Below are 24,542 nucleotides of genomic sequence, written 5' to 3' on the forward strand. Positions count from 1 at the left end.
CGTCACTCCTCGTCTCCGCGGCCGCGTCCCGCCGCCGCGTCGTCCACCATCGCCGCCAGCCGGTCCGCGGCGTCCACGATCCCGATGCCGCGGGCCGCCCGGCGCATCCGCGCCCGCGTCGCCGGGTCCGCCAGCAGCGGCTGCAGCTCGGCGTCGATCCACGCCGCATCGAGCCGGGCGTCGGCGACGAGCCGGGCCGCCCCGGCCACGACCGCCGGGCGGGCGTTGAGCTCCTGCTCGCCGTTGCCATGCGGGTACGGCACGTACACCGCGGGCACCGCCAGCGCGCTCAGCTCGGACACTGTGGACGCGCCGGACCGTGAGATCGCCAGCCCGGCGACTGCCAGAGCGTCTTGCATGTCATCGCAGTACGCGAGCAGATGGTAGCCCGACACCCCCGGGTCGACCACATCACCGCGGGTCCCGGCGATGTGCACGACCTGCCACCCGGCGTCGACGATCGCCTGGGCCGCCTCGACGAGCACCCGGTTGATGTGCCGGGCGCCCAGCGACCCGCCGGTCACCAGCAGCACCGGACGGTCATCGAGACCGAGCGCACGGCGCCCGGCGGCGACCAGGGCCCGGTCGTCACCCCGTGAGCGAGCCAGGGCGAGCCGCGAGATCTCCGGACGCAGCGGCATCCCGACGACCTCCGCCCGCGGCAGCGGGGTGCCCGGCAGCGCCGTCGCCACCCGGGCCGCCCGGCGGGCCCCCAGCCGATTGGCCAGCCCCGGCCGGGCGTTCGCCTCGTGGATCACGAACGGCACCTGCTGCCGGTGCGCGGCCAGATACGCAGGCGCCGAGGCGTACCCGCCGAAGCCCGCCACGACCGACACCCCACGGGAGGCGATGAGTCCGCGCACCCGGCGCACCACCCGACGCAGCCGGGCTGGGAACGCGAGCGCGCCGGGCGTCGGACGTCTGGGGAACGGCAGTTTCGGGATCGTCACCAGCTCGTACCCGCGCTGCGGGACGAGCCGGGCCTCCAGCCCCTCCGCCGTGCCGAGCACGATGATCTCGGCATCCGGATGCCGCTCGCGCAGTGCGTCCGCCGTCGCCAGCAGCGGGTTCACATGGCCCGCGGTGCCCCCACCGGCCAGCAGATACGTAGTCATCGTCGTCCTCCTCGCACCGTCACGGTGCCCCGCGCGGATGCTCTCACGGCTCCGGCACCCACCCGCGTGGCCCCGCTCGCGTCACGCGCGCGCCCGAGCCGGGTGGCGGACGCGGTGCCCCCGCCCCTGGTGCCGGTCGCCCGCCCCGCCGCGGGACGCGGACGCCGCTGGCTCGCGCCCGAGCGCCCGCCGCTCGCCAGGCCGGCGCCGACCACGGCGACCGGCGGCCGGTCGCGATCGGCGACGCCGAGCACCACCCCGAGCATGAGCATCGTCGCCAGCAGCGACGACCCGCCATAGGAGACGAGCGGCAACGGCACGCCCAGCACCGGCAGGAACCCGAGCACCACGGCGATATTGATGAACGCCTGCCCGACCACCCACACGAGAGCGCCGGCCAGGACGATCTGGTCGAACGGGTCGGCCGCCCGCCGGCCGATCAGCCGCACGAGCAGCACGGCGAGCGCCACGTACAGCAGGATGACCACGATCGCGCCGATCAGTCCGAGCTCCTCGCCGATGATCGCGAAGATGAAGTCGTTCTCCGCTTCCGGCAGCCACGCCCACTTCGACTTGGAGTTGCCGAGGCCCACCCCGAGCACCCCGCCGGCGGCCAGTGCCCACGTGCCGTGGGTCGTCTGCCAGCAGGTGCCCATGTAGTCGGTGCAGTCACCCGCCGACGCCCAGCTGGCGACGCGGCTGAGCCGGTTCGCGCTCAGCAGGACGCCGAACGCCGCGAGAACACCACCGACCACGCCGATCAAGCCGAGGAACCGCATCGGCACCCGCCCGACCAGCCAGCACCCGAACGCGATGAGCACGATCACCACAGCCGTGCCCATGTCATGCCCGAGCGCGACGAGCAGGACGGCGCCCGCCACCCCGAGGAACACCCTCCGGAAGAAGAACCGGGGATCGACCAGGCGTTCGGGCTCCTCACCCATGACCCGAGCCAGCCAGACGACCATCGTCAGCTTGATGAACTCCGAGGGCTGCAGCGTGAACCCGCCGATCGACAGCCAGTTGCGGTTGCCGCCACCGGAGGAGCCGAGCCCCGTGGTCACGACGATCGCCTGCATCGCGAGCGTGACGAGATATGCCGGGGTCGCGACCCGCCGCAGGGTGCGCTGAGGCATCCGGGAGAGCACGATCATCCCCGGCCAGGCGAGCACGGCGATGAACGCCTGCTTGCTGAACTGGCCGAAGAAGTCGCGCGAGCTGTTGTACGAGTCGATCGACGAGGCGGAGAGCACCATCATCAGCCCCAGACCGAGCAGCAGCGTCACCACGCCGAGCAGCGTGCCGAATGAACGGGTCATGCGGCCACGCCCCCGCGGCAGGTGCATCCGGACCGCCCGGGCGGTCATCCCCGCTCCTCGAGCCGATGCACCGCAGCCGCGAACAGATCGCCGCGCCGGCCGTAGCTGACGAACTGGTCCCACGACGCCGCCGCGGGGGCCAGCAGCACGGCGTCACCCGGACGGGCGAGCCCAGCCGCGGCGTCCACCGCCTCGCGCATGACCGCGGCGCCAGCCGCATCGTCACCGGGACGGGCCTGAGCCGTCACCTCGCGCACCGGCACCTCCGGGGCCAGGCGGGCGAACAGATCGAGCACCCCCGACCGGTCGGCCCCGACGACGACCGCACCGCGCAGCCGCCCGTGCTCCGCAGCGACGAGCGGAGCGAGATCGAGACCCTTGAGCATCCCGCCGACGATCCACACCACAGAGTCGAACGCCTCCACGGCCACCCGCGCCGCATGCGGGTTCGTCGCCTTCGAGTCGTCGATCCACATCACCCCGTCGACCTCCGCAACCGGGGCGAGCCGATGCCCGTCCGGCCGGAACGCGCGCAGGGCTCGGTCAATCGCCGCCGGCTCCGCCCCCGCCGAGCGGGCGAGCGCGGTCGCCGCGAGCGCGTCATCGACCAGATGCGGCAGAGCCAGCCCGTGCTCCGCAAGCGCCTGCAGCGTCGTGATCTCCTGCGCGTGCGTCGCCCGATCCGCGATGAACGCCCGATCGGCGACCACCCCGTCGACGACCCCGATCTGGCCGATCGCGGGCGCCCCACGGGTCACACCGATCGCCCGGCAGCCCTCGACGACATCGGCCTCCTCGACCATCCGCAGCACCCGCTCGTCGCCGACCGGATACACGCACGCCTCCTGCGTGTGCTCGTACACGCGCGCCTTCGCCGCCGCGTACGCCGCCATCCCGCCATGCCAGTCCAGGTGGTCGGCGTCGATGTTCAGGCACACGCTCGCCCACGGGCTGATGCCACGCAGATAGTGCAGCTGGAACGACGACAGCTCCACGACGAGCACATCATAGGGATCCGGCTCGCGCACCAGATCCAGCACCGGCACGCCGATGTTGCCACAGCATCCCGCCCGCAGGCCCGACTCCGCAAGCATCGCGCCGGCCATCTCGACGGTCGTGGTCTTCCCGTTCGTGCCGGTCACGCACAGCCACCGCGTGGCCAGGCCACGCCGCAGCTGCACCTGCCAAGCGAGGTCGATGTCCGTCAGCAGCGGCACGCCGTGCTCGACCGCCCACCGCACCGCCGGATGCGCCGGCCGGAACCCGGGCGAGACGACCACCGCGTCCGGCCGGAACCGGGCGAGGATGTCAGCCTCGTCGCCGTCCCGCGCGCTCGGCTCCCACGTGCCGCCGATCACGCCGAGCAGATCGATGTGCTCGGCGCCCGCCGACCGACCGGTCGCGAGCACCGTCGCCCCGAGCTCCACGAGCGTGTCCGCCGCGGAGAACCCCGTCACGCTCAGTCCGAGCACGGCCACACGTCGCCCGGCGAGATCGATCATCTCGCCCGGCACCCACGTCGTCTCGTCGTCCCGCTCACCCATCAGCGCACCGTCCCTGTCCGCATCGTCCGCGCCCTCATCGGGTGCTGCTCACCCACTGCATGTAGAAGATCGCCAGCCCGGACACCGCGCACAGCCCCGCGAGGATCCAGAACCGCACCACCACCGTCACCTGAGCCCAGCCCTTCAGCTCGAAATGATGGTGCAGCGGGGCCATGAGAAACACCCGATGCCCGCCGCTGAGCTTGAACCAGCCGATCTGGATCAACGACGACAGCAGAGCCACGACGAACATCGCTCCGATCAGCACGCTGAGCAGCTCGGTGCGCGTCTCGATCGCGATGCCCGCGAACGCCCCGCCCAGCGCGAGCGAGCCGGTGTCACCCATGAAAACCTGCGCCGGCGAGGTGTTCCACCACAGGAACCCGATCAACGCCGCCACGATCGTGATCGTCACCACGAGCACGTCGAGCGGGTCGCGCGTCTCGTAGCACTGGCCGATGCTCAGCGCGGTGATCCGCTCGCAGTCCTGGTTGAACTGCCAGAACGCCAGCGCCCCGTAGGCACCGAAGGTGAGGATGCCGATGCCACCGGCGAGCCCGTCAAGCCCGTCAGTGAGGTTCACCGCGTTCGAGAACCCCGCGACGATGAGATACACCCAGATGAAGAAGAGGATCGCCCCCGGAACCACACCCCAGACGAACAGGTCGATCGGCAGGTCGCGCAGGAACGACACGTGCGTCGACGCCGGGGTGAGCCCGCTGGCGTCCGGGAACTGCAGCACCCCCCAGGCGAACAACCCGGTGACCACGAGCTGGGCGACGAGCTTCGCCGCCGGGGTGAGCCCCAGCGACCGGTGATTGCGCACCTTCACGATGTCGTCAGCCAGCCCGATCAGCCCCATGCCGATCATGAGCCCCAGCAGCAGCAGCCCGCTGGCGGTCGGCGTCGAGCCGGTCAACAGCTTCGCCACAAAGTAGCCGACCACCACGGCGATGAGGATGACGACACCGCCCATCGTGGGGGTGCCGCGCTTGGTCAGATGCGTGCGCGGGCCGTCCTCGCGGATGAACTGCCCCCACCCGTGCCGGTGGGCGGCGCGGATGAACACGGGCATGCCGAACAGCGAGACGACGAGTGAGACGACCGCGGCGAGCAGGACGGTGATCACTGGGCCGCGTCCTCGTAGAGCCGGTCGCCGAGGAACCGCAGGCCCGCCGCGTTGGACGACTTCACCAAGACGACATCTCCTTCCCGCAGACGCGGCGCGAGCCACGCGTGCGCCTCGTCGGCGGTCTCGCAGTACACGGCCTCGCCGCCCCAGGAGCCCTCCTGCTCCGCGGCCAAGAAGATGCGCCTGGCCTCCGGGGCCACGACCACGAGCTGGTCGATGTCGAGCCGGACCACGTCCTGGCCGATCCTATCGTGCTCCGGCCCGCTGGCCTCCCCCAGCTCGCCCATCGCACCGAGCACGGCGATGGTGCGGTGCCCGGCCCGCTTGATGCCCGCCAGCGTGCGCAACGCCGCGGCCATCGACCCCGGGCTCGCGTTGTAGCCGTCATTGACGATCGTCACCCCGTCAGAGCGGTGCAGCACCTGCATCCGCCAGCGCTCGCCGCCGGGCAGGCTCTCGAGCCCCCGCCGGATCGTCTCGAGCGACAGGCCCGTGCGCCGGGCGGCCGCGGTCGCCGCGGCGATGTTCCACGCGTTGTGCTCGCCGAGCAGCGCGACCCGGGCGGCGAGTTCCTCGCCGTCGACGGCGAGCCGCACCCGCAGTCCCTCGCCGTCGACGTCCACGCGCAGGATGCGCACGTCGGCATCCGGATGCTCACCGAACCACGTCACGGACGCGGCGGTGTGCTCGGCCATGCGCCGCACGTTGACGTCGTCGGCGTTGAGCACCGCGACGCCGTCCGCGGGCAGCGCCTCGACGAGCTCCTGCTTCGCGACGCGGATGTTGTCGACCGAGCCGAACTCGCCGACGTGGGCGAGCCCGACCTGCAGCTCCACGCCCAGATCCGGCCGGGCGATGCCGGACAGGTAGCGCAGATCGCCGATGTGACTGGCACCCATCTCGACGACCACGAACCGGGTGTCCAGCGTCGTGCGCAGCATCGTCAGCGGCGCGCCGATCTCGTTGTTGAACGACCCCTGCGGGTAGACGGTCTCCCCGACCTGCTCGAGCAGATGCCCCAGAATGCGCTTCGTCGTGGTCTTGCCGGCGGAGCCGGTGATGCCGATCACGTGTTCCAGGGCGCCCTCGGCGCGAGCGCGGTCGAGCACCGCCCGGGCGAGCCGGCCGAGCGCGGCGGTGGTGTCGTCGACGACGACGAGGGGCAGCGGGGCGTCGGTGACCCGGCGCATCACCAGCGCGGCCGACGCCCCAGCCTGCGCCGCGGCCGCGAGGAAGTCGTGACCGTCGACCCGCTCCCCCGCAAGGGCGACGAACAGGTCGCCGGCGGCGATCCGGCGGGAGTCCGTGCACACGGCGCCGGTGACCTGGCGGCCGCAGGTGTCGGGGTCGGCGAGGTCGCCGTCGACGGCGGCCGCGATCCAGTCCAGTGAGACGGTGATCATGCCCGGGCTCCTCTCGTCGCGCCCCGGTCGGACGCGGTCGTCTCCTCCAGCCGCGGCAGCACCACGCCACGAGCCGGCTCCTGCCCGCCCCGCGGCGAGTGGTTCGGCGGGAACCCCGCCTCCAGCAGCGCCTCTCGTGCCGCACCGCGCGAGGAGTACGGCAGTTTGTTGCCACGCACCTCGTGGTAGTCCTCGTCGCCGGGGCCGCAGACGATGATCGTGTCCTCGTCACGGGCGAGCCGGATCGCCCGGCGGATCGCCTGCGAGGGATCGCCCACGTCGTGGACCTCGGCCGGATGCTCGGCCTCGCGCGCCGCGGCGACGAGCACCGCGCGGATCGCGTCCGGATCCTCGAAACGGGGATTGATGTCGTTGACGACGAGCACATCACTCAGCTCGCTGGCGATGCGCCCCATGGCAGGGCGCTTGTACGGGTCGCGCCCGCCGTCGGCGCCGAGGATGAGGATGATGCGCCCGCGCGCCTGCTTCCGCACCGCTGCGAGGGTGCGCTCGAGCGCGTCCTCGGTGTGCGCGTAGTCGACGAAGAACGTCGGCCCGGTGTCACCGGAGACCCGCTCGAGCCGGCCGGGCAGGTACACGTCGGCAAGCACGTGCGCCTCGAGCCCGGCGCGGATGGCATCCTCGGCGAGCACGCCGGACTCGGCGAGCATCACCGCGGCCAGCGCCGCGTTGAGATCCATGTGCACCCCGGGCACCGACAGAGCGATCGGCCACCGCTGCCCGGCGGGGCCCACGAGCATCGCCGTGGAGCCGTCCGCGGTGTCATGCTGGTCGACGAGCCGCCAGTCGGCGTCCGCCGTCTCGCCGAGCGTCGTCACCGGCAGCGGGCACTCGGCGGCCAGTCGCCGCCCCCACTCACTCGCCAGCGAGACGACCGCCCGCCGGGCGTGCGCCGGGGTGAACAGCGCGCGCTTGGCGGCGAAGTAGTGCTCCATGTCGCCGTACTCGTCCAGGTGCTCGGGGCTCAGGTTCGTGAACCCCACCGTATCGAAGCGCACCCCGTCGATGCGATGGCGGTCCACCGCCTGGGCCGAGACCTCGACGAGCAGCACCCGGGCACCCATCTCGCGCATCGAGGCGATCAGGGCGTGCAGCTCGCTCGCCTCCGGGGTCGTCAGCGCGCTGCCGAGCACCCGGTCGCCGACATGCCGCTCGACGGTGGTGCTCAGGCCTGTGCGCACCCCGGCATGGTTCAGCAGCGCCTCGCAGAAGTACATCGTGGAGGTCTTGCCGTTCGTGCCCGTCACGCCGAGCACCGGCAGCGGGTCGACGTTGGTGCCGTACACCCGGGCCGCGACGGCGCCGAGCACCTCGCGCGGCCGGTCCACGACGAGCAGCGGCAGCGACCGGGCGGCGGATGCGGCGACCAGGTCTCGGCCCGCCGCATCCGTCAGCACGGCGACCGCGCCGCGCTCGCGTGCCTCGGCCGCGTACCGGGCCCCGTGCGTGTGCAGGCCGGGCATGCCTACATAGAGGTCGCCCGGGCGCACCTGGCCGCTGGCCAGGGTGACGCCGGTGACGGCCGGGTCGGCGCCCGCCGGGCCGACGACCGCAGCGCCGGACAGCGCGGCGATCTCGTCGAGCGGCACACCGGGCACGTGCTCCGGACGGATATGCGGGGCTGTTCTCGTGGACATCGGGTTATTCTCCCACTCTCACCAGCTGGTCTTGTAGGCCGGCAGCTCGCCCGTGGCGGGCGTGACGTCATTGGTGATCAGCGTCTGGGCCATCACGTCGTGGAACAGAGACATGGTGTTCGACGACGTCTTCTCCGTCGAAGGATTGTAGATCGTGATCCCGACCACGTACCGCGGGTCGCCCGCGGGCGCCATACCGAACAGCGAGGTGACGTACTGGTCGTCCAGGTATCCGCCATTCGTGCCGGCGATCTGCGAGGTGCCGGTCTTGCCGGCCAGGCTGTAGCCGGCGATCTGCGCGGTCGTGCCCGTGTGCTCGGTGAACAGGGGCACAAGCATCCCGCGCAGCGTGCGCGCCGTCTCGGAGCTCATCACCTGCACGCCCTCGGCCTGCGGGGTCTCGGTGACCGTGCCGTCGGCGGCCGTGCAGCTCTTGACCAGCCGCGGCGAGATGCGCACCCCGTCATTGGCGATCGCCTGGTAGGCGCTGGCGATCTGGATGGGCGTAGCCGCGATGCCCTGGCCGAACATCGTCGTGTAGTGCGAGATCGCGTCCCAGTCGCTCGAGTCGGCGAGGATGCCCGCCGACTCCGCGGGGAACCCGACGGCGGTCTTCTGCCCGATGCCGAACCGCTCCAAGTACTCGTAGCGCGTCGCGTCGTCGATGGTGTCGCCCACCTGCATGATGCCGATGTTCGACGAGTCCATGAGGATGCCCGTGCTCGTCAGCCTCAGCGTGCCATGCTCCCAGGCGTCCTTGATCACATGCGAGGTGCCCGGCACCTGCGCGCTCGGCCCGATCGTGTACTGCGTCTCCGGGCCGACGCCGCCGTGCTCGATCGCCGCGGCCATCGTGATCGACTTGACCGGCGACCCGGGCTCGTACGTGCTCTGGAAGATGCGCGAGCCACGGTCCTGCTCCTTCGAGGCACTCACGTCGTTGGGGTCCACGCTCGGCGTCTCAGCCGCGACCAGGATGTCGCCGGTCTTCGCGTCGAGCACGGTCACCGCGATCCACTGCGAGCCGAGCTCCTTCTGACGCTCGGTGATCTTCTGCTGCACATACCACTGCAGGTCGCGGTCGATCGTCGTGGTCACGGTGCCGCCGTCGACGACCGGCTGCTCCGTGACCGTGGTGCCGGGGATGCGCACGCCGTCCGCACTGCGCTCGTAGGTCTGCTCACCGTCCGTGCCTGACAGACAGGAGTCTTCCATGAGCTCGATGCCGGCCTGCGCGTTCTCGTCACTGCCGACGAAGCCGAGGAGATTGCCCGCGACCGCGCCGGAGGGGTACGTGCGGTGCGCCTCGGTCTCGAGCACGAACCAGCTGACCTCCAAGTCGCTCAGCCGCGTGTACTGGTCGGCGTCGAGCCCGTCGGCGACGACGGAGTAACGGCTGGTGCCGGTCAGCGCCGCGCTCACCCGCGCCTCGTCACGCCCGGTGATCTCGGCGATGCGTGCGACGATCTGGTCGAGCGTCCAGGTCTCGACACCGTCGTCGGTGTGCACGGCGGCGTCGCCGACGATCGTCTGATCGACGACCAGCCGGTAGCGCTGGGTGGTCTGAGCGAGCACATTGCCACTGCGGTCGACGATGCTGCCGCGCACCGCCTTGAGCGTGATCGGCACGGAGCGCTTTCCCTCCGCCTCGGCGTCCAGCGCGGGCGCGTCGACGATCTGCACGAACACCAGTCGCACAACGAATGCGAGCACGACGGCGGCCATCACCCCGAACACCAAGGTGAGGCGGCGGCGCCAGCTGCCGAGCATGGGCCTGGACCGCGCCGTCATCGCAGCGTCATCTCCGGCAGGCCGTCTCCCCCGTCAACGGACTGCGCATCGTCGGTGGCGTCGTCCGTGGCGTCATCCGCGGCGCTGACGTCACTGGCCTGCCCCTCGCCGGCGACGCTCTGCGGCACAGACGAGGACGTCGCATCCGTACTCCTCGTCTGCGTCGAGTCGAGCACGGCATTGTCAACCAGACTCTCCTGCGCGGGGACCTGCGCACCCTTCACATCGGCGCTGCCGAGCACCCGCCCGTCGGAGAGGCTGAGGAAGGTCACCTGCGTCGAGGGCCGCATGCCGAGCGACTCCGCCTGCTCGGCGAGGTTCTGCGGCGACTCCAGCGCCGAGATCTCCTCGCTGACCGTCTGGGACTGCCGGGCGATCTGCTTCTGCTGCTGCTGCAGACTCGTGATGCGGTAGCTGCCGTCGGCGAGCCCGATGCTCACCACCAGCTTGAGGGCGAGCGCGATCACGATGATGCCGACGATCAGCGCCGCGCGCCAGAACCGACGGGCGTCGTGCCGCCTGATGATCCCGCTGGTCATCGCTTCCTCCCTCGTATCCGCTCCACCGCTCGCAGCCGCACCGACGCCGACCGCCGGTTGCGCGCGCGCTCGTCCTCCCCCGCCTGCTCCGCCCCGCGCGTGAGCGCCCGGAACCGGGGCAGCTGGTCCTCGGGGATCTCCGGCAGCCCGGGCGGAGCCGTCGTCGTGCACGCCTCACGCAGTATCCGCTTGACGATGCGGTCCTCAAGCGACTGGAAGCTCATCACCGCCACTCGGCCACCGACCGCCGTTGCCGCGAGCGCCTGCGGCACGGCCGACTCGATCTCCGACAGCTCGCCGTTGACCTCGATGCGAATCGCCTGGAAGACCCGCTTGGCCGGATGCCCTCGATGCTCGTGGGACTGCGTGGCCGTCTCTACCGCGCGCACCAGGTCGCCGGTCGTGCGCAGCGGGCGTTCGGCCCGCATCCGCCCGATGTTCTCGGCGATGCGCCGCGCGTGCCGTTCCTCGCCGTACCGGCGCAGGATCGTCCACAGCCGCCCCACCTCATAGGTGTTGACGACCTCGGCCGCGGTGAGCGACTGCGATCGGTCCATGCGCATGTCGAGCGGCGCGTCCGCCCGGTAGCTGAAGCCGCGATCGACATCGTCGAGCTGCAGGGAGGAGACCCCGAGATCGAACAGGACCGCCTGTACCTCGGCGACGCCGCGCTCGGCGAGCACCTCGGCCAGGTGATCGAACGAGGCATGAGCGAAGGAGGCCCGGCTGCCGAAGCGCTCCAGCCGACGGCCCGCGAGCGCGAGCGCCTCCTCGTCGCGGTCGATGCACACCGCGCGCGCGGCCGGGCAGGCCTCGAGCACCGCCTCTGTGTGCCCGCCCATGCCGCAGGTGGCGTCCACGTACACCGCGCCCTCGGCCTGCAATGCCGGGGCAAGCAGCTCGACGCAGCGCTCGCGGAGCACGGAGACGTGCACCGTGGCAGGATCCGCATGCTCAGAAGACACCGGGGATCACCTCCTCGGCCGTCTCGGAGAAGGGCTCCTCGTTCGCCTCAAGGTAGCTGCTCCACGCGGCGGCGTCCCAGATCTCGGCCCGGTCGCCGGTGCCGATGACGACGAGATCGCGGGTGAGCCCCGCATACCGGCGCAGATCCGGCGGGACGGTGATGCGCCCCTGTCGATCGGGCACCTGATCGCTCGCGCCGGAGAGGAACAGTCGCAGGAAGTCACGCGCCTGACGCGAGGTGAGCGGCGCCTGGCGGATCGCCTCGTGGATGCGGCGGAACTCCTGCGCGCCGAACACGTACAGGCAGTGCTCCTGCCCACGGGTGAGGACGACCCCGTCGGCGAGCTCCTCGCGGAACTTCGCGGGCAGCACCAGGCGCCCCTTGTCATCCATGCGCGGGGAGTGCGTGCCGAGGAACATGGCGCGCTCCTTCCCACGGCCGATCAGCGTGCCCCCACTTTACCCCACTTCCCGCCACCGAGCCCCTCCCGGGCCCTCGGAACACGCCGGAGTCACAGGTTGCCGGAGAGATCTTCTGCAGCCGCTCGACCGCGGGGATCCGCGCCAGTCCGCGGATCACGCGATCGGCGGGGGCGCGGTGGGGAGAAGTGGGGCATCCGGCCCCTCGACCGGCCCGCGCACGGGCCCGGGCGGGGCGAGCGTGGCGGGCCTGCCACCGCCCGTGGGGCGAGCGGGAGGGAGTCTGGACGAGCCGACGACCACGGATGCGCCACTCGCACCCGCGTCAGGAGCGACGGGGCAGGAGCGACGGGCGGCTCGGCACACCGTGGTCAGCGCGACGGGGGGCACGCTCCCCCCCGCCAGCGGCTCCGGGAGGCTCGACGTGCCAGGGCCAGCAGGACGGCCAGTGGCAGCAGGATCAGTGCGGTCAGTCAGCAGATCGTGCGGTCAACAGACCTCAGCCGGCCAGCGGGGTCAGTGCGGCCAGCAGAGTCAGTGCTGATGGGGCCAGCGAGGAGCAGGCACGGACGGATGCAGCGCGCTCCGATCCACCAGGCGCGATGAGAGTAGTCAGCCGCGGAAGCGGCGGTTCCAGCGATCCTCGAGCCGCTCGCCCATCGAGGGGCCCGTCGACTCGCCGCGCGAGGATCGGCGCCCGGACTCACGGCCGGGATGCTTCGGCGCGGTCTGCCCGGAACGGGGAGCGGTGGCCCACAACACCCCGCCCACGATGAGCAGGAAGCCGAGCACGCCGACGATGACGAGCTTCGTCCAGACGCCGAGGAGCATCACGCCCAGTCCGATGACCGCGGCGATCACCCCCAGCACGACCGCCATGCGGTCGAAGGCGTGCGGCACGTCGTCGGCGCTGACCTCGTCAGACTCCGCACTGTAGAGGTTGCGCTCCATTTCCTCGAGCAGGCGCTGCTCGTGCTCTGAGAGTGGCATCGGAACCTCGTTCTCCACGGTTGCACGCGAACCCCTGCACACGGGCCGCGCGCACTCATTGTACCCGCCGCGGGGGCGCGACCGTCAACGGCTAGGCTGGAGGTGTGACCGCGCACTCCACACTCCTGCGCCTCGTGCAGGATCGCATCGACGCCCGTCTCGATCTCGAGACCGGCCATCTCGCCCGCATCTCCCCCGCCGCGGGTGCGCTCGTCAACGAGACCCGCCAGCTCATGACCGGCGGCAAGCGGCTGCGCAGCCAGTTCTGCTACTGGGGCTGGCGGGCCGCCGAGCGCGACGTGCCCGACGACCGCTCACGCCGCCAGCTCGACGCCGTCCTCCAGCTCGCCGCCGCCATCGAGATGTTCCACGCCGCCGCCCTCGTGCACGACGACGTGATCGACCACTCCTTCACCCGACGCGGCCACCCTGCCACCCACGTCGCCTTCGCCCGCCGCCACGAGGCCGCCGGCTGGCGCGGCGACGCGGCCGCCTTCGGCGAGGCCGCCGCGATCGTGCTCGGCGACCTGCTGCTCGACTGGTCGCACCAGATGTTCGCCGACGGGCTCGCCGCCGTGCCCGGCGACGCCGAGCGGGCAGCCTCCCGCTCCCTCGTCTCCGCGATGACCAGCGAGGTGATGGTCGGCCAGTACCTCGACATCCTCGGGGAGCACGCGTGGCCGGTGCTGCCGGACGACACCGCTCTCGAGCGCGCCGAGACCGTCATGCTCTACAAGTCGGCCAAGTACTCGATCGAACAGCCCACCCTGCTCGGCGCCGCGGTGGCCGGGGCCGACGAGCCCCTGCTCGCCACCCTGTCCGCCTTCGGCGTGCACGCCGGGCTCGCCTTCCAGCTGCGCGACGACATCCTCGGCGTCTTCGGCGACCCCGACCGCACCGGCAAGCCCGCCGGCGACGACCTGCGCGAGGGCAAGCGCACCGTGCTCATCGCCCTGACTCGCAGCCGGGTCTCGACCACAGTGGCCCATGTGCTCGACGACATGCTCGGCGATCCGGATCTGACCGACGACCAGATCCACATCCTGCAGCAGACGATCATCGACTCCGGGGCGCTGCAGGCCACGGAGGGGCTCATCGACGATCACACCCGGCGGGCTCTGGCCGCGCTGGCCGATCCGCGCATCGCCCCGGGCGCCCGCCATGAGCTGGCCGACCTCGCAGACCGGGCCGCCCGCCGGGCCCGCTGACCTGGAGGCGAGCCGTCCGAGCCGGCCGCTCCGGGGCAGACCGACCGAGCCTCTGCCCCGGAGCCGGCCGCAGCCGGCGCAGACCGATCCCGGAGCGCGTCGACGGCCCGTCTAGGATGTTCTCGTGAGCGACGCGTATACTCCCCCGACCGACCCGGTCATCGGGATGCTCCTCGACGGCCGTTATCGCGTCGACGCCCGCATCGCCCGCGGCGGCATGGCCACCGTCTACCGCGCCACCGACGAGCGCCTCGACCGAACCGTCGCCGTGAAGGTGCTGCACCTGCACCTCGCTGAGGACGCCGCGTTCCGCGCCCGGTTCGCCCGCGAGGCCCGTGCCGCCGCGCGACTCTCCCACCCGAACGTCGTCGGGGTCCACGACCAGGGCGAGCAGGACGGCTTCTGCTATCTCGTGCTCGAGCACGTCCCGGGACACACGCTGCGCGAACTGCTCACGGACCAGGGCCGACTCGCCCCACAGGTCGCCCTCGAGGTGCTCGACCAGGTGCTGCAGGGGCTCGCCGCCGCCCATCGCGCCGGCATCATCCACCGTGACCTCAAACCGGAGAACGTACTCATCACCCCCAGCGGCCGGGTCTGCCTGGCCGACTTCGGGCTGGCCCGGGCCGCGACCGCGAGCACGAGCGCCAGCTCCGCGCTGATCGGCACCGTCGCCTACCTCTCCCCCGAGCTGCTGCGCCGCGGTGACGCCGATGCGCGCTCCGACGTGTACGCGGTCGGCGTCATGCTCTACGAGATGCTCACCGGCCGGCAGCCCTTCCCGGCCTCGGCCCCGGCGACGGCGGCACTGCGCCAGGCCACCGAGCAGGTGCCCGTGCCCAGTGAGATCGTCCCCGACATCCCGGTCGAGCTCGACGACCTCGTCGTATGGGCGACACGGCTCGACCCGCAGGATCGCCCCCACGACGCCGACGACCTGCTCGAGGAGACCCGTCGCGTGCAGCGCGAGCTCGGCCTGCCCGCCGGCACGCATGAGGAGCTCGCCGAGCTGCTCGAGCACGCCGACCACGGTGACCGCTCCGTGAGCGCCACCGAGGTGCTCACGCCCACCCTCGTCGCCCCGGACGCCGTGCCGGCCACGACCGCCGAGGCGGGCGCGGCACCGCCGGAGGCTCCGACCTCCGCGACGGGATCAACCCCGACCACGACACCTGGCACCGCACTGCTCACGATCGCCCCGGCGGAGGATGCCGCAGCCGCCCCGGACGCCGTCGCGGCGGACGCGGACGACGCCCTCGACCGCGTCCGCGAGCGCGCCGCCGCCCGCCGCCGCCGTGGCGGCCTGATGACTCTGGTCGTGGTGCTCGTCACCGCTCTGCTCGCGGCCGCCGGATGGTTCCTGGGCGACGGCCCGGGCATGCGGCTGACCGTGCCCGACGTCGCCGGGCAGACGCCTGAGGCCGCCGAGACCGCCCTCGACCAGCTCGGTCTGGCCCACGAGCGCGCCGAGGAGCACAGCCTCGACGTGCCGACCGGGCAGGTGATCCGCACCGACCCCGAGGCCGGGTCACGGGTGCCAAGGGATGCGACGGTCACCGTGGTCGTCTCGCTCGGCCCCCGGATGATCGCACTGCCGGACGTCACGGACTCGGACGCGGACGCCGCAGCCGGCGCGCTCGCCCAGGCCGGTTTCGTCGTCGCCGACGCGCGCACCGAGCACTTCGACGCCGATGTGACGAAAGGCCGGGTGATCGGGGTGGCCGGACCAGACGGCGGGGTGACCGCCGGCACGCAGATCGCCGAGCGCACCACGCTGACCCTCGTCGTCTCCCTCGGCGCCGTGCCCGACGTGACTGGCGCCACCCTGGACGACGCGACCGGGCTGCTGCAGGCCGTCGGTCTCAGCATTCAGTCGAGTGAGGCGTACGACGACGACGTGCCCGCCGGGAAGATCATCTCGCAGCGTGCGACGACCGATCCGGTGAGCGCGGGCGACCCGATCGCCGTGGTCGTCTCGAAGGGGCCGGAGATGGTCACGGTGCCCGATGTGTCCGGCAAGACCCTCAACGAGGCCCGCGACGCGCTGCGCGCGGCCGGGCTCGACGGGACCTCCAGCATCCCCGACCAGTCGATCCCCGTTTTCGGGGGCCGCTACTGGGATCAGATCAAAGTCAGCGGCACGAACCCCGCCGCCGGCAGCCAGGTGCGCAAGGGCGCCTCGGTGGCCATGCAGACGATCGGCACCCTGCTCGACTGACGCCGCCGGTGCTCCGTTCGGCCGACGTCACGTCCGGACGCACGCAGAGCGCAGGCTCGTCCATGCCCCTGCCAGCCCCGCCCCGGGGAGGGAAAGACGCGCCCGAGCGCGCGTGGGGCGCCGGACCGTCTCCGATCCGGCGCCCCACGCAGCGGCCGACCCGGGGCCGGGCCCGGCCCCGCTCAGTCGCGATGGAGACGCTTGAGCTCCTCGGCCACGAGGAACGCCAGCTCGAGTGACTGCCTGTGGTTGAGCCGCGGGTCGCACAGCGACTCGTAGCGGGTGCCGAGGTCACCCTCGTCGATCTGCTCCACGCCGCCCAGGCACTCCGTGACGTCGTCGCCGGTCAGCTCCACGTGGATGCCGCCGGGGATCGTGCCCGCCTGCGCGTGCGCCTCGAAGAAACCGCGCACCTCGTCCATGATCTCGTCGAAGCGCCGGGTCTTGTACCCGGTCGCGGTGGTGAGGCCGTTGCCGTGCATCGGGTCCGTCACCCACAGCGGCTGGGCGCCGCTGGCCTTGACCGCCTCGAGCAGCGGCGGCAGCGCCTCGCGGATGCGCCCGGCGCCCATGCGGGTGATGAGCGTCAGCCGGCCGGGCTCGCGGTCAGGGTCGAGCCGGTCGATCAGGGCGAGCACATCGTCCGGTGTGGTCGTCGGGCCGATCTTCACGCCGATCGGGTTGCGCAGGCGAGAGAAGAACGCGATGTGCGCCTCGTCGAGACCACGGGTGCGCTCCCCGATCCACAGGAAGTGCGCGGAGGTGTCGTACGGCTGCCCGGTGCGCGAGTCGATGCGGGTCAGCGGCCGCTCGTAGTCGAACAGCAGCCCCTCGTGGCCGACGTAGAAGTCGACCCGGCGCAGATCCTCGAAGTCGGCGCCGCAGGCGGCCATGAACCGCACGGCGCGGTCGATTTCCTGGGCCATCTCCTCGTAGCGGGCGTTGGCGGGATTACGGGCGAAGCCCTGGTTCCAGCGGTGCACCTCGCGCAGGTCGGCGAACCCGCCCTCGGTGAACGCGCGGATGAGGTTCAGCGTGGACGCGGAGGTGTGGTACGCCTGCACGAGCCGGCGCGGGTCGGCGCGACGCGACTCCGCGGTGAACTCATAGCCGTTGACGATCTCGCCGCGGAACGCCGGCAGGGTCACGTCGCCGCGTGTCTCGGCGTCGCGCGAGCGCGGCTTGGCGAACTGCCCGGCCATGCGCCCCATCTTCACCACGGGCAGCGAGGCGCCGTAGGTGAGGATGACGGCCATCTGCAGGATCGTCTTCACCCGATCCTTGATCTTGTCGGCCGTGGCGCCCTCGAACGTCTCGGCGCAGTCGCCACCCTGCAGCAGGAACGCCTCGCCGCGGGCCGCCGCGGCGAGCTTCTCGCGCAGCGCGTCCGCCTCGCCAGCGAACACGAGCGGCGGCAGGGACGCCAGGGTCGCCCTGGCCTCCTCCAGCGAGCCGTCGTCCGGCCAGTCGGGCTGCTGGCGGGCGGGCAGCGTCTCGGCGCGGTCGAGGGCGGCGAGCTCCTCGCGCTGCGCGGCGATGTCAAGCATCGCGGTGTCATGGGTTCTGGTCTCGAAGGTGTCGGTCACGATCGGTTCCCCGTTCCTTGGATCTTCGGCCGCGGCGAGGGCCGCGGGGCTCGGGATGTCTGTGTGGATGTGGGCCGCCGGAGCGGCCTGCGGTCTCTGGGGCGATGGAGCGACGCGGGGCCGGCGAGGCCGGTTCAGCCCTGCGCTGCGACGGCGAGACGCCGACGCACGCTCGAGGCATAGACGTCGCGATACTCCTGACCGCTGAGCTCCTGCAGCGCATGCATCATCTCGTCGGTGATCGAGCGCAGCACGAAGCGATCGCCCTCCATTCCGGCGAAGCGGGTGAAGTCCATCGCCGGCCCGGCGATGACCGCCAGCGGCACCCGCCGGGGCCACTTCGAGCCGATCGGCATCACCCGGTCGGTGTTGCGCACCGCGACGGGCACGACCGGGCAGCCGGCCGCGAGGATCGTGCGGGCCGCACCAGTGCGTCCCCGGTACAGGTGGCCGTCGGGGCTGCGCGTGCCCTCCGGGTACAGGGCGAGCACGTGCCCGTCGGCAAGCACGCGCAGGCCGGTGTTCAGCGACGCCTCACTGGCCTTGCCGCCCGAGCGGTCGATGGGCAGCTGCCCGGTGCCCCGCATCATCACCCGGGTGAACCAGCCTTTGAGCCCCTTGCCCGTGAAGTACTCGCTCTTGGCGAGGAAGCGGACGGGACGCCGCACGTACAGCGGCATGAAGATCGAGTCGACGAAGGACAGGTGGTTGCCGACGAGCACGACCGGCCCCTCCGCGGGGATGTTCTCGAGCCCGCGCACCTCGGTGCGGAAGAAGAGTCGCAGCCAGGGGCCGACGAACACCCATTTGAGCAGCCAGTAGAGCACGGTGGAACCTCCGACGATCCATCCTACCGGGTGCAGGCGGGCGCACGCCACAGCGACGACGTCCGCCTGCGGCGAGCCCGGTCCCCTGCCCGCCGTGGGCCCGACTCCCCGCCCGCCGCGGGGTAGGCTGACCGCATATCACCGCCAGGAGGCCGCCTCGATGCCCTCGACCGATCACCCCCGCACCGCGGAGTGGATGACCATGATCCGCCGTCCCCCGCGTCGCCTCGTCGACGGGTTCTTCTTCGTGCTCGCCGGGCTGGCGACGCTGTGGCTCGCCCTGCTCGCCGCGCAGGACACCTTCCACCTCGGCTGGCGCGGACTGCCGCTGCTCGTCGTGTTCTGGGCGACGCTCGCCTACCTCGCCCTGCCGCGCCTGCACCGCATCCTCACCGCGATCTACGTGCCCGACTACTTCATCGGCCGCACCCGCACGAGCGACGGGCTGCTCGGCGACCCGGTGAACCTCGCCCTGCGCGGCGACGAGGCGAGCCTGCACCGGGCGATGCGGGCGGCGGGGTGGACGCGCGCCGACGAGATCACCCTGCGCTCCAGCCTGCACATCGTCACCTCCACGCTCGCCAGGCGCAGCTACGACGAGGCGCCGGTCAGCCCGCTGCTGCTGTTCGGCCGCCAGCAGGACTTCGCCTACCAGCAGGAAGTCCTGGGCAACCCGGCCCGCCGCCACCACGTGCGGTTCTGGCGGTGCCCGCCGGGCTGGCCGCTGCCCGGCGGCACCCGGGTCGACTGGCTGGCCGCGGGCACGTTCGACCGAGCGGTGGGGCTCTCCCTGTTCACTTTGCAGGTGACCCACCGCATCGACGAGAACACCGACGTCGAGCGCGACCACATCGTCCGCACCCTGCTGGACGCCGGCGCCGGCGCCCGCATGCGGGTGCTGCGCGACTTCTCCACCGGCTACCACGCCCGCAACGGCGGAGGGGACTCGATCCGCACCGACGGCGACCTGCCGATCATCGACCTGCGCCCCGCCGCGCCGGCGACCCCGGCCGTCGCCGCCCCAGCCGCGCCCGCGATCGCCTCCGCGCCCGCCGGCGGGGTGGACGCGGCCGCGACGCCACCGACGCACCCGACGCCACCGGAGGGGAGCTCCGCCGCTGACCCCACGGGCCCGGACGAGGCGGACGCCGACGCGTGGATCGCACGGACGGCAGAGGAACGGGCGGCCGGCGAGGTGCGCAAGCGCACGGCCTACGAGCCGCTGGCGCTGGAGGACGCGTTGGACGCCTCGTCGGTCGAGGCGGTGCGCCGGCACGGCCGCCCGGCCACCATCGTCTTCGGCGCGGTGGTCGTGTTCCTGCGCGCCCTCGCCACGGCGGCGATCGCCTGGGGGCTGGCCCGAACCGACCGAAGCGCGCTCATCAGGGCGATCGAGACGTCCGGCCTGGGCGTCACCGACCCCGCCGCTCTGGCCCAGTCGCGGGCCGCGCTGGTGGCCGCCACCATCGTCATCGCCGCGGCGAGCGCCTTGCTGGGCGTGCTGCTGCTGCGCGGCAGCGACCTCGCCAGGCTCGTGCTGCTCGGTTACGCCGCGGCGACCACAGTGGCGGCGTTCCTCGCCTGGTGGGCCGGCGAGCCGCTGATCTCCGACCTCGGCGAGTTCGGCGTGGTCGCCCTGAACGTGCTCATCCTGCTCGCGCTGAGCGGGCGGCCCGCCCGGGCCTTCACCCTCGCGAACCGGATGCCGCAGGCCACCCCGCGGCCGGCCGCGGCCGACTGATCACTCCCCCGCGGCCCGGCTCCCGGCCCGGGGTGTCAGAACCAGTCGGACTCGCGCACCTGCCGCATCGCCTCGCGACGGTGCTCACCCTGCAGCCGGTGCAGGTAGACGATGCCCGAGAGATGGTCGATCTCGTGCTGGAGCGCCTGCCCCATGAGCCCCTCGCCCTCGAGGGTGATCGGCTTCCCGGTCACGTCGACCCCACGGGCCCGCACCCAGTGGTACCGCGGGGTCGGGCACCATAGGCCGGGCACCGACAGGCACCCCTCCTCGATCTCTGTGACCGGGCCGCGCCGCTCGACGATCTCGGGGTTGATCATGTGCCCGACGACACCGTCGACGTTGTAGCTGAACGCGGCGAGGCTCACCCCGATCTGCGGGGCGGCGACCCCGGCCCGGCCGGGCAGCCGCACCGTGTCCTCGAGATCCTCCACCAGCTGGCGGACGGACTCGTCGAAGACCTCGATGGGCTCCGTCGGCGTGCGGAGCACGGGGTCGCCGTACAGGCGGATGTCACGAACGGTCATACGAGCGACTGCTCCCCCTCGGCCGCGGTGATCGGGTTGGGGGCGATCACCACGAGCAGGTCACCGGGCTCCACCTGCCGAGAGCCGTCGAAGACGATCCGCTGGACGACGCCGTCGGCGCCGGCCGCGATATTCGCCTCCATCTTCATCGCCTCGATCGTGGCGACCGGGTCGCCCACGCGGATGGCCTGCCCCGGCTGCACCTTCATCGTCACCACGCCGGCGAACGGCGCGGCGACCTGGTTGTGATCGTCGAGGTCGGCCTTCTCGTTCTCCTCGGCCTCGGCCTTGACTGACTCGTCGCGCACGTGGACCGGGCGCAGCTGGCCGTTGAGCACGGCCATGACGGTGCGCTCGCCCTTGTCGTCGACCGGACCGATCGCCGACAGCGCCGTGTACAGACGCAGGCCGCGACCGAGTTGGGCGGCGTGCTCCTTGTTCGCCTCGAAGCCGTACAGGTAGTCGGTGGTGTCGAGCGCCGAGAGATCACCGTACTGGTCGCGGAACTGCTCGAACTGCTCGGCCGGCTTCGGGAACAGCAGGTGGTTGAGCTCGTGACGCCGGGTGGCGGAGTCCGCGTCCAGCGCGTTCTCCTGGTCAGCGGTCAGCTGGTTCTCGGTGGCGAGGTGCACCTCGCGGCCGGCGAGCACCTTCGTGCGGAAGGGCTCGGGCCAGCCGCCCGGCAGGTCGCCGAGCTCGCCGGCCATGAACCGCACGACGGAGTCGGGCACGTCGTACTTCTCGGGATGCGCCTCGAAGTCAGCCGGGTCGGCGCCGACGGCGGCCAGCTGCAGGGCGAGGTCGCCCACGACCTTCGACGAGGGGGTGACCTTCGGGGGCCGGCCGAGGATGCGGTTCGCGGCCGCGTACATGTCCTCGATGAGCTCGAACTTGCCGCCGAGCCCCAAGGCGATCGCCTGCTGGCGCAGGTTCGTCAGCTGCCCGCCCGGGATCTGGTGGTGGTAGATGCGGCCAGTGGGCGCGTCGAGACCCTTCTCGAACGGCGCGTACACCTTGCGCACGGCCTCCCAGTACGGCTCCATCGCGCAGATCGCGTCGAGGTCGAACCCGGTGTCGCGCTCGGTGTGCGCGAGCGCGGCGACGAGGGCCGAGATCGAGGGCTGACTGGTCGTGCCGGCGAGCGGGGCCGCCGCGGCGTCCACGACGTCCACGCCCGCCTCGCTGGCGGCCAGCAGCGTCGCCAGCTGCCCGCCCGCCGTGTCATGCGTGTGCAGATGCACCGGCAGGTCGAACTCGCGCCGCAGCGCCGTGACGAGGCGACGAGCCGCCTCCGGGCGCAGCAGACCGGCCATGTCCTTCAGGCCGATCACGTGCGCGCCGGCCTGGACGATCTGCTCGGCCAGGCGCAGGTAGTAGTCGAGCGTGTAAAGATCCTCATCCGGGTCGAGCAGGTCGGCCGTGTAGCACAGCGTGCCCTCGGCGACCGCGGTGCCCGTCTCGAGCACGGCGTCGATGGCGGGGCGCATCTGCTCGATGTCGTTGAGCGCGTCGAAGATGCGGAACACGTCCACGCCGCTGGCCGCCGCCTCGCGCACGAACGCGTCGGTGACCTTCGTCGGATACGGGGTGTAACCGACCGTGTTGCGGCCACGCAGCAGCATCTGGATGTTCACGTTCGGCAGGGCGACGCGCAGCTTGTCGAGCCGCTCCCACGGATCCTCGCCGAGGAAGCGCAGGGCCACGTCGTAGGTGGCGCCGCCCCAGGCCTCCACCGACCACAGGCCGGGAGCCGCCGCCGACACGTACGGGGCCGCGTCGACCAGATCCTTGGTGCGGATGCGCGTGGCCAGCAGCGACTGGTGCGCGTCGCGGAAGGTGGTGTCCGTGACCCGCAGCCGCTGCTCGCCGCGCAGGGCCTCGGCGAACCGCTTGGGCCCGAGACGGTCGAGCTGCTGCTTCGACCCCTCCGGCAGGTCATGCGTGTCCAGCCCGGCCGGCAGCTTCTCCTGCGGGCTGACGAGCCCCTCGGGCCGCGGCCCGTAGGGCTTGTTGACGGTGACGTTCGCCAGCCAGCGGATGAGCTTGGTGCCGCGGTCCTGCGACTTGCGCATCTCGAACAGCTGCGGCCGCTCCTCGATGAAGTGCGTGCTGAGATCGCCGGCGATGAAGTCCTCGTCCGAGAGCACATTGAGCAGGAACGGGATGTTCGTGCTCACGCCGCGGATGCGGAACTCGGCGAGCGCGCGGCGGGCCCGGCGCACCGCAGAGGGGAAGTCACGCGCCCGGCAGGTGAGCTTGGCGAGCATCGAGTCGAAGTAGGGGCTGATCTGCGCGCCCGCCGCGGTGGTGCCGCCGTCGATGCGCACCCCGGCGCCGCCCGGCGAGCGGTAGGTGCTGATGCGGCCGGTGTCGGGCCGGAAGTTCTCGGCGGGATTCTCGGTGGTGATGCGGGTCTGCAGCGCCGCACCGTGCATCGTGATGCGATCCTGGGTGAGCTCGAGCTCCGACAGGGTCGCCCCCGCGGCGATGAGCATCTGGGTCTGCACGAGGTCGACGTCGGTGATCTCCTCGGTGACGGTGTGCTCGACCTGGATGCGCGGGTTCATCTCGATGAACACGGGCTTCCCGGCCCGCTCGCCGATCGTCTCGACGAGGAACTCGCAGGTGCCGGCGTTGACGTAGCTGATCTCCTTGGCGAAGCGGATGGCCGCGCCGGTGAGCTGGTCGCGCAGCTCCTGGCTGATGTGCGGTGCCGGGGCGATCTCGACGACCTTCTGATTGCGCCGTTGCACCGAGCAGTCGCGCTCGAACAGGTGGACGGTGTGCCCGGTGGCGTCGGAGAGCACCTGCACCTCGATGTGCCGCGGGCGCAGGACGGCCTGCTCGAGGAACATGCGCGAGTCGCCGAACGCGTTGCCGGCCTCGCTCATCGCCTGCTCCAGTGCCGGCCGGAGCTCCTCGAGCGTATCGACCTTACGGATGCCGCGGCCGCCGCCGCCCGCGAGCGCCTTCGCGTACAGCGGGAACCCGATCTCCTCGGCATGGGCGATCAGCTCGTCCGGGTCGGAGCTGGCCCGTGTGGAGGCGAGCACAGGGACGCCTGCGCGGATCGCGGCCTCCTTGGCATTGACTTTGTCACCGGCGAGCTCGAGCGCGTCGGCGTTCGGGCCGATAAAGGTGATGCCGTTCTCAGCGGCGGCCTTGGCGAGGCCCGGGTTCTCGGAGAGGAACCCGTAGCCGGGGTAGATCGCGTCGGCACCGGACTCGCGCGCCACGCGGATGATCTCGTCAATGTCGAGGTAGGCCTTCACAGGCCTGCCGGGCTCACCGATCTGGTAGGCCTCGTCCGCCTTGAGACGGTGAATGGAGTGGCGGTCCTCGTACGGGAACACCGCCACCGTCTTCGCACCGAGCTCGTACGCCGCGCGGAACGCCCGCACGGCGATCTCTCCTCGGTTGGCCACCAGGATCTTCTTGAACATACAGCTCCCCACATCGCGAGTCGTTTGCACGATTGTAGCCCCGATCGTCGACGATCAGACCGAGGCAGCGCCCTCCGCTCTCGCCGCGCCTCGTGCACGGGGCGACGCGAGACTG

General features: G+C 71.9%; 18 protein-coding genes. 3 read left to right on the forward strand and 15 right to left on the reverse strand.

All coding sequences use genetic code 11. The features are described 5' to 3' along the window. Window positions 1-2: 2 nt before the first annotated feature. The 11 genes from F8O02_RS03770 to F8O02_RS03820 all read right to left on the reverse strand — a co-directional run bounded on the left by F8O02_RS03770 (window position 3) and on the right by F8O02_RS03820 (window position 12,877). Window positions 3-1,115, reverse strand: a complete 1,113-nt coding sequence (locus F8O02_RS03770) for a UDP-N-acetylglucosamine--N-acetylmuramyl-(pentapeptide) pyrophosphoryl-undecaprenol N-acetylglucosamine transferase (protein ID WP_158035903.1) — start codon at window positions 1,113-1,115, stop codon at window positions 3-5. Next, window positions 1,112-2,434, reverse strand: a complete 1,323-nt coding sequence (locus F8O02_RS03775; protein ID WP_179416297.1) for an FtsW/RodA/SpoVE family cell cycle protein — start codon at window positions 2,432-2,434, stop codon at window positions 1,112-1,114. The genes F8O02_RS03770 and F8O02_RS03775 overlap by 4 nt, the downstream gene beginning before the upstream one ends. 44 nt (window positions 2,435-2,478) lie before the next feature. Further along, window positions 2,479-3,978: a UDP-N-acetylmuramoyl-L-alanine--D-glutamate ligase gene (gene murD, locus F8O02_RS03780; RefSeq protein WP_225734095.1), complete on the reverse strand. Its 1,500-nt coding sequence runs from the start codon at window positions 3,976-3,978 to the stop codon at window positions 2,479-2,481. Between the two features lie 34 nt (window positions 3,979-4,012). Continuing rightward, window positions 4,013-5,107 carry a phospho-N-acetylmuramoyl-pentapeptide-transferase gene (gene mraY / locus F8O02_RS03785; RefSeq protein WP_158035905.1) on the reverse strand — a complete coding sequence of 365 codons (1,095 nt, stop codon included), beginning with the start codon at window positions 5,105-5,107 and terminating at the stop codon, window positions 4,013-4,015. After that, a complete protein-coding gene (locus tag F8O02_RS03790; protein ID WP_158035906.1) occupies window positions 5,104-6,513 on the reverse strand; it encodes a UDP-N-acetylmuramoyl-tripeptide--D-alanyl-D-alanine ligase in 1,410 nt (469 codons plus the stop codon). Before F8O02_RS03790 ends, mraY begins: the two co-directional genes overlap by 4 nt. After that, window positions 6,510-8,171 carry a Mur ligase family protein gene (locus F8O02_RS03795; protein ID WP_158035907.1) on the reverse strand — a complete coding sequence of 554 codons (1,662 nt, stop codon included), beginning with the start codon at window positions 8,169-8,171 and terminating at the stop codon, window positions 6,510-6,512. Before F8O02_RS03795 ends, F8O02_RS03790 begins: the two co-directional genes overlap by 4 nt. Before the next feature lie 18 nt (window positions 8,172-8,189). Further along, window positions 8,190-9,962, reverse strand: a complete 1,773-nt coding sequence (locus tag F8O02_RS03800) for a peptidoglycan D,D-transpeptidase FtsI family protein (protein ID WP_158035908.1) — start codon at window positions 9,960-9,962, stop codon at window positions 8,190-8,192. Further along, complete coding sequence (locus F8O02_RS03805; protein WP_158035909.1) at window positions 9,959-10,501, reverse strand: hypothetical protein; 543 nt, start codon at window positions 10,499-10,501, stop codon at window positions 9,959-9,961. The genes F8O02_RS03800 and F8O02_RS03805 overlap by 4 nt, the downstream gene beginning before the upstream one ends. Continuing rightward, a complete protein-coding gene (gene rsmH, locus F8O02_RS03810; RefSeq protein ID WP_158035910.1) occupies window positions 10,498-11,466 on the reverse strand; it encodes a 16S rRNA (cytosine(1402)-N(4))-methyltransferase RsmH in 969 nt (322 codons plus the stop codon). The genes F8O02_RS03805 and rsmH overlap by 4 nt, the downstream gene beginning before the upstream one ends. Then, complete coding sequence (gene mraZ / locus F8O02_RS03815; RefSeq protein WP_158035911.1) at window positions 11,456-11,887, reverse strand: division/cell wall cluster transcriptional repressor MraZ; 432 nt, start codon at window positions 11,885-11,887, stop codon at window positions 11,456-11,458. Before mraZ ends, rsmH begins: the two co-directional genes overlap by 11 nt. Before the next feature lie 612 nt (window positions 11,888-12,499). Further along, complete coding sequence (locus F8O02_RS03820) at window positions 12,500-12,877, reverse strand: DUF3040 domain-containing protein (protein ID WP_158035912.1); 378 nt, start codon at window positions 12,875-12,877, stop codon at window positions 12,500-12,502. Window positions 12,878-12,981: 104 nt separating this feature from the next. Here F8O02_RS03820 and F8O02_RS03825 point away from each other — a divergent pair, with 104 nt between their 5' ends. Both F8O02_RS03825 and pknB read left to right on the forward strand, forming a co-directional pair. Then, on the forward strand, window positions 12,982-14,085 hold the full coding sequence (locus tag F8O02_RS03825; protein WP_225734096.1) for a polyprenyl synthetase family protein: 1,104 nt from the start codon (window positions 12,982-12,984) through the stop codon (window positions 14,083-14,085). Window positions 14,086-14,209: 124 nt separating this feature from the next. Beyond that, window positions 14,210-16,303: a Stk1 family PASTA domain-containing Ser/Thr kinase gene (pknB, locus tag F8O02_RS03830; protein WP_158035913.1), complete on the forward strand. Its 2,094-nt coding sequence runs from the start codon at window positions 14,210-14,212 to the stop codon at window positions 16,301-16,303. Window positions 16,304-16,485: 182 nt separating this feature from the next. Here pknB and F8O02_RS03835 read toward each other — a convergent pair whose 3' ends face one another. After that, window positions 16,486-17,850 carry a class II 3-deoxy-7-phosphoheptulonate synthase gene (locus F8O02_RS03835; RefSeq protein WP_158035998.1) on the reverse strand — a complete coding sequence of 455 codons (1,365 nt, stop codon included), beginning with the start codon at window positions 17,848-17,850 and terminating at the stop codon, window positions 16,486-16,488. A 173-nt stretch (window positions 17,851-18,023) separates the two neighbouring features. Next, window positions 18,024-18,716: a lysophospholipid acyltransferase family protein gene (locus tag F8O02_RS03840; RefSeq protein ID WP_158035914.1), complete on the reverse strand. Its 693-nt coding sequence runs from the start codon at window positions 18,714-18,716 to the stop codon at window positions 18,024-18,026. A 202-nt stretch (window positions 18,717-18,918) separates the two neighbouring features. On the opposite strand from F8O02_RS03840, the gene F8O02_RS09170 reads away from it, so the two are divergent. Continuing rightward, window positions 18,919-20,457, forward strand: a complete 1,539-nt coding sequence (locus F8O02_RS09170) for an LssY C-terminal domain-containing protein (RefSeq protein ID WP_411828252.1) — start codon at window positions 18,919-18,921, stop codon at window positions 20,455-20,457. A 35-nt stretch (window positions 20,458-20,492) separates the two neighbouring features. On the opposite strand, the gene def is transcribed toward F8O02_RS09170, so the two are convergent. Continuing rightward, window positions 20,493-20,984: a peptide deformylase gene (gene def / locus F8O02_RS03850; RefSeq protein ID WP_158035915.1), complete on the reverse strand. Its 492-nt coding sequence runs from the start codon at window positions 20,982-20,984 to the stop codon at window positions 20,493-20,495. After that, window positions 20,981-24,427, reverse strand: coding sequence for a pyruvate carboxylase (locus F8O02_RS03855; RefSeq protein ID WP_158035916.1), 3,447 nt, complete (start codon window positions 24,425-24,427; stop codon window positions 20,981-20,983). The genes def and F8O02_RS03855 overlap by 4 nt, the downstream gene beginning before the upstream one ends. Window positions 24,428-24,542: the final 115 nt, after the last annotated feature.

It is taken from the genome of Pseudoclavibacter caeni (genome assembly GCF_008831125.1).
Classification (GTDB): domain Bacteria; phylum Actinomycetota; class Actinomycetes; order Actinomycetales; family Microbacteriaceae; genus Pseudoclavibacter_A; species Pseudoclavibacter_A caeni.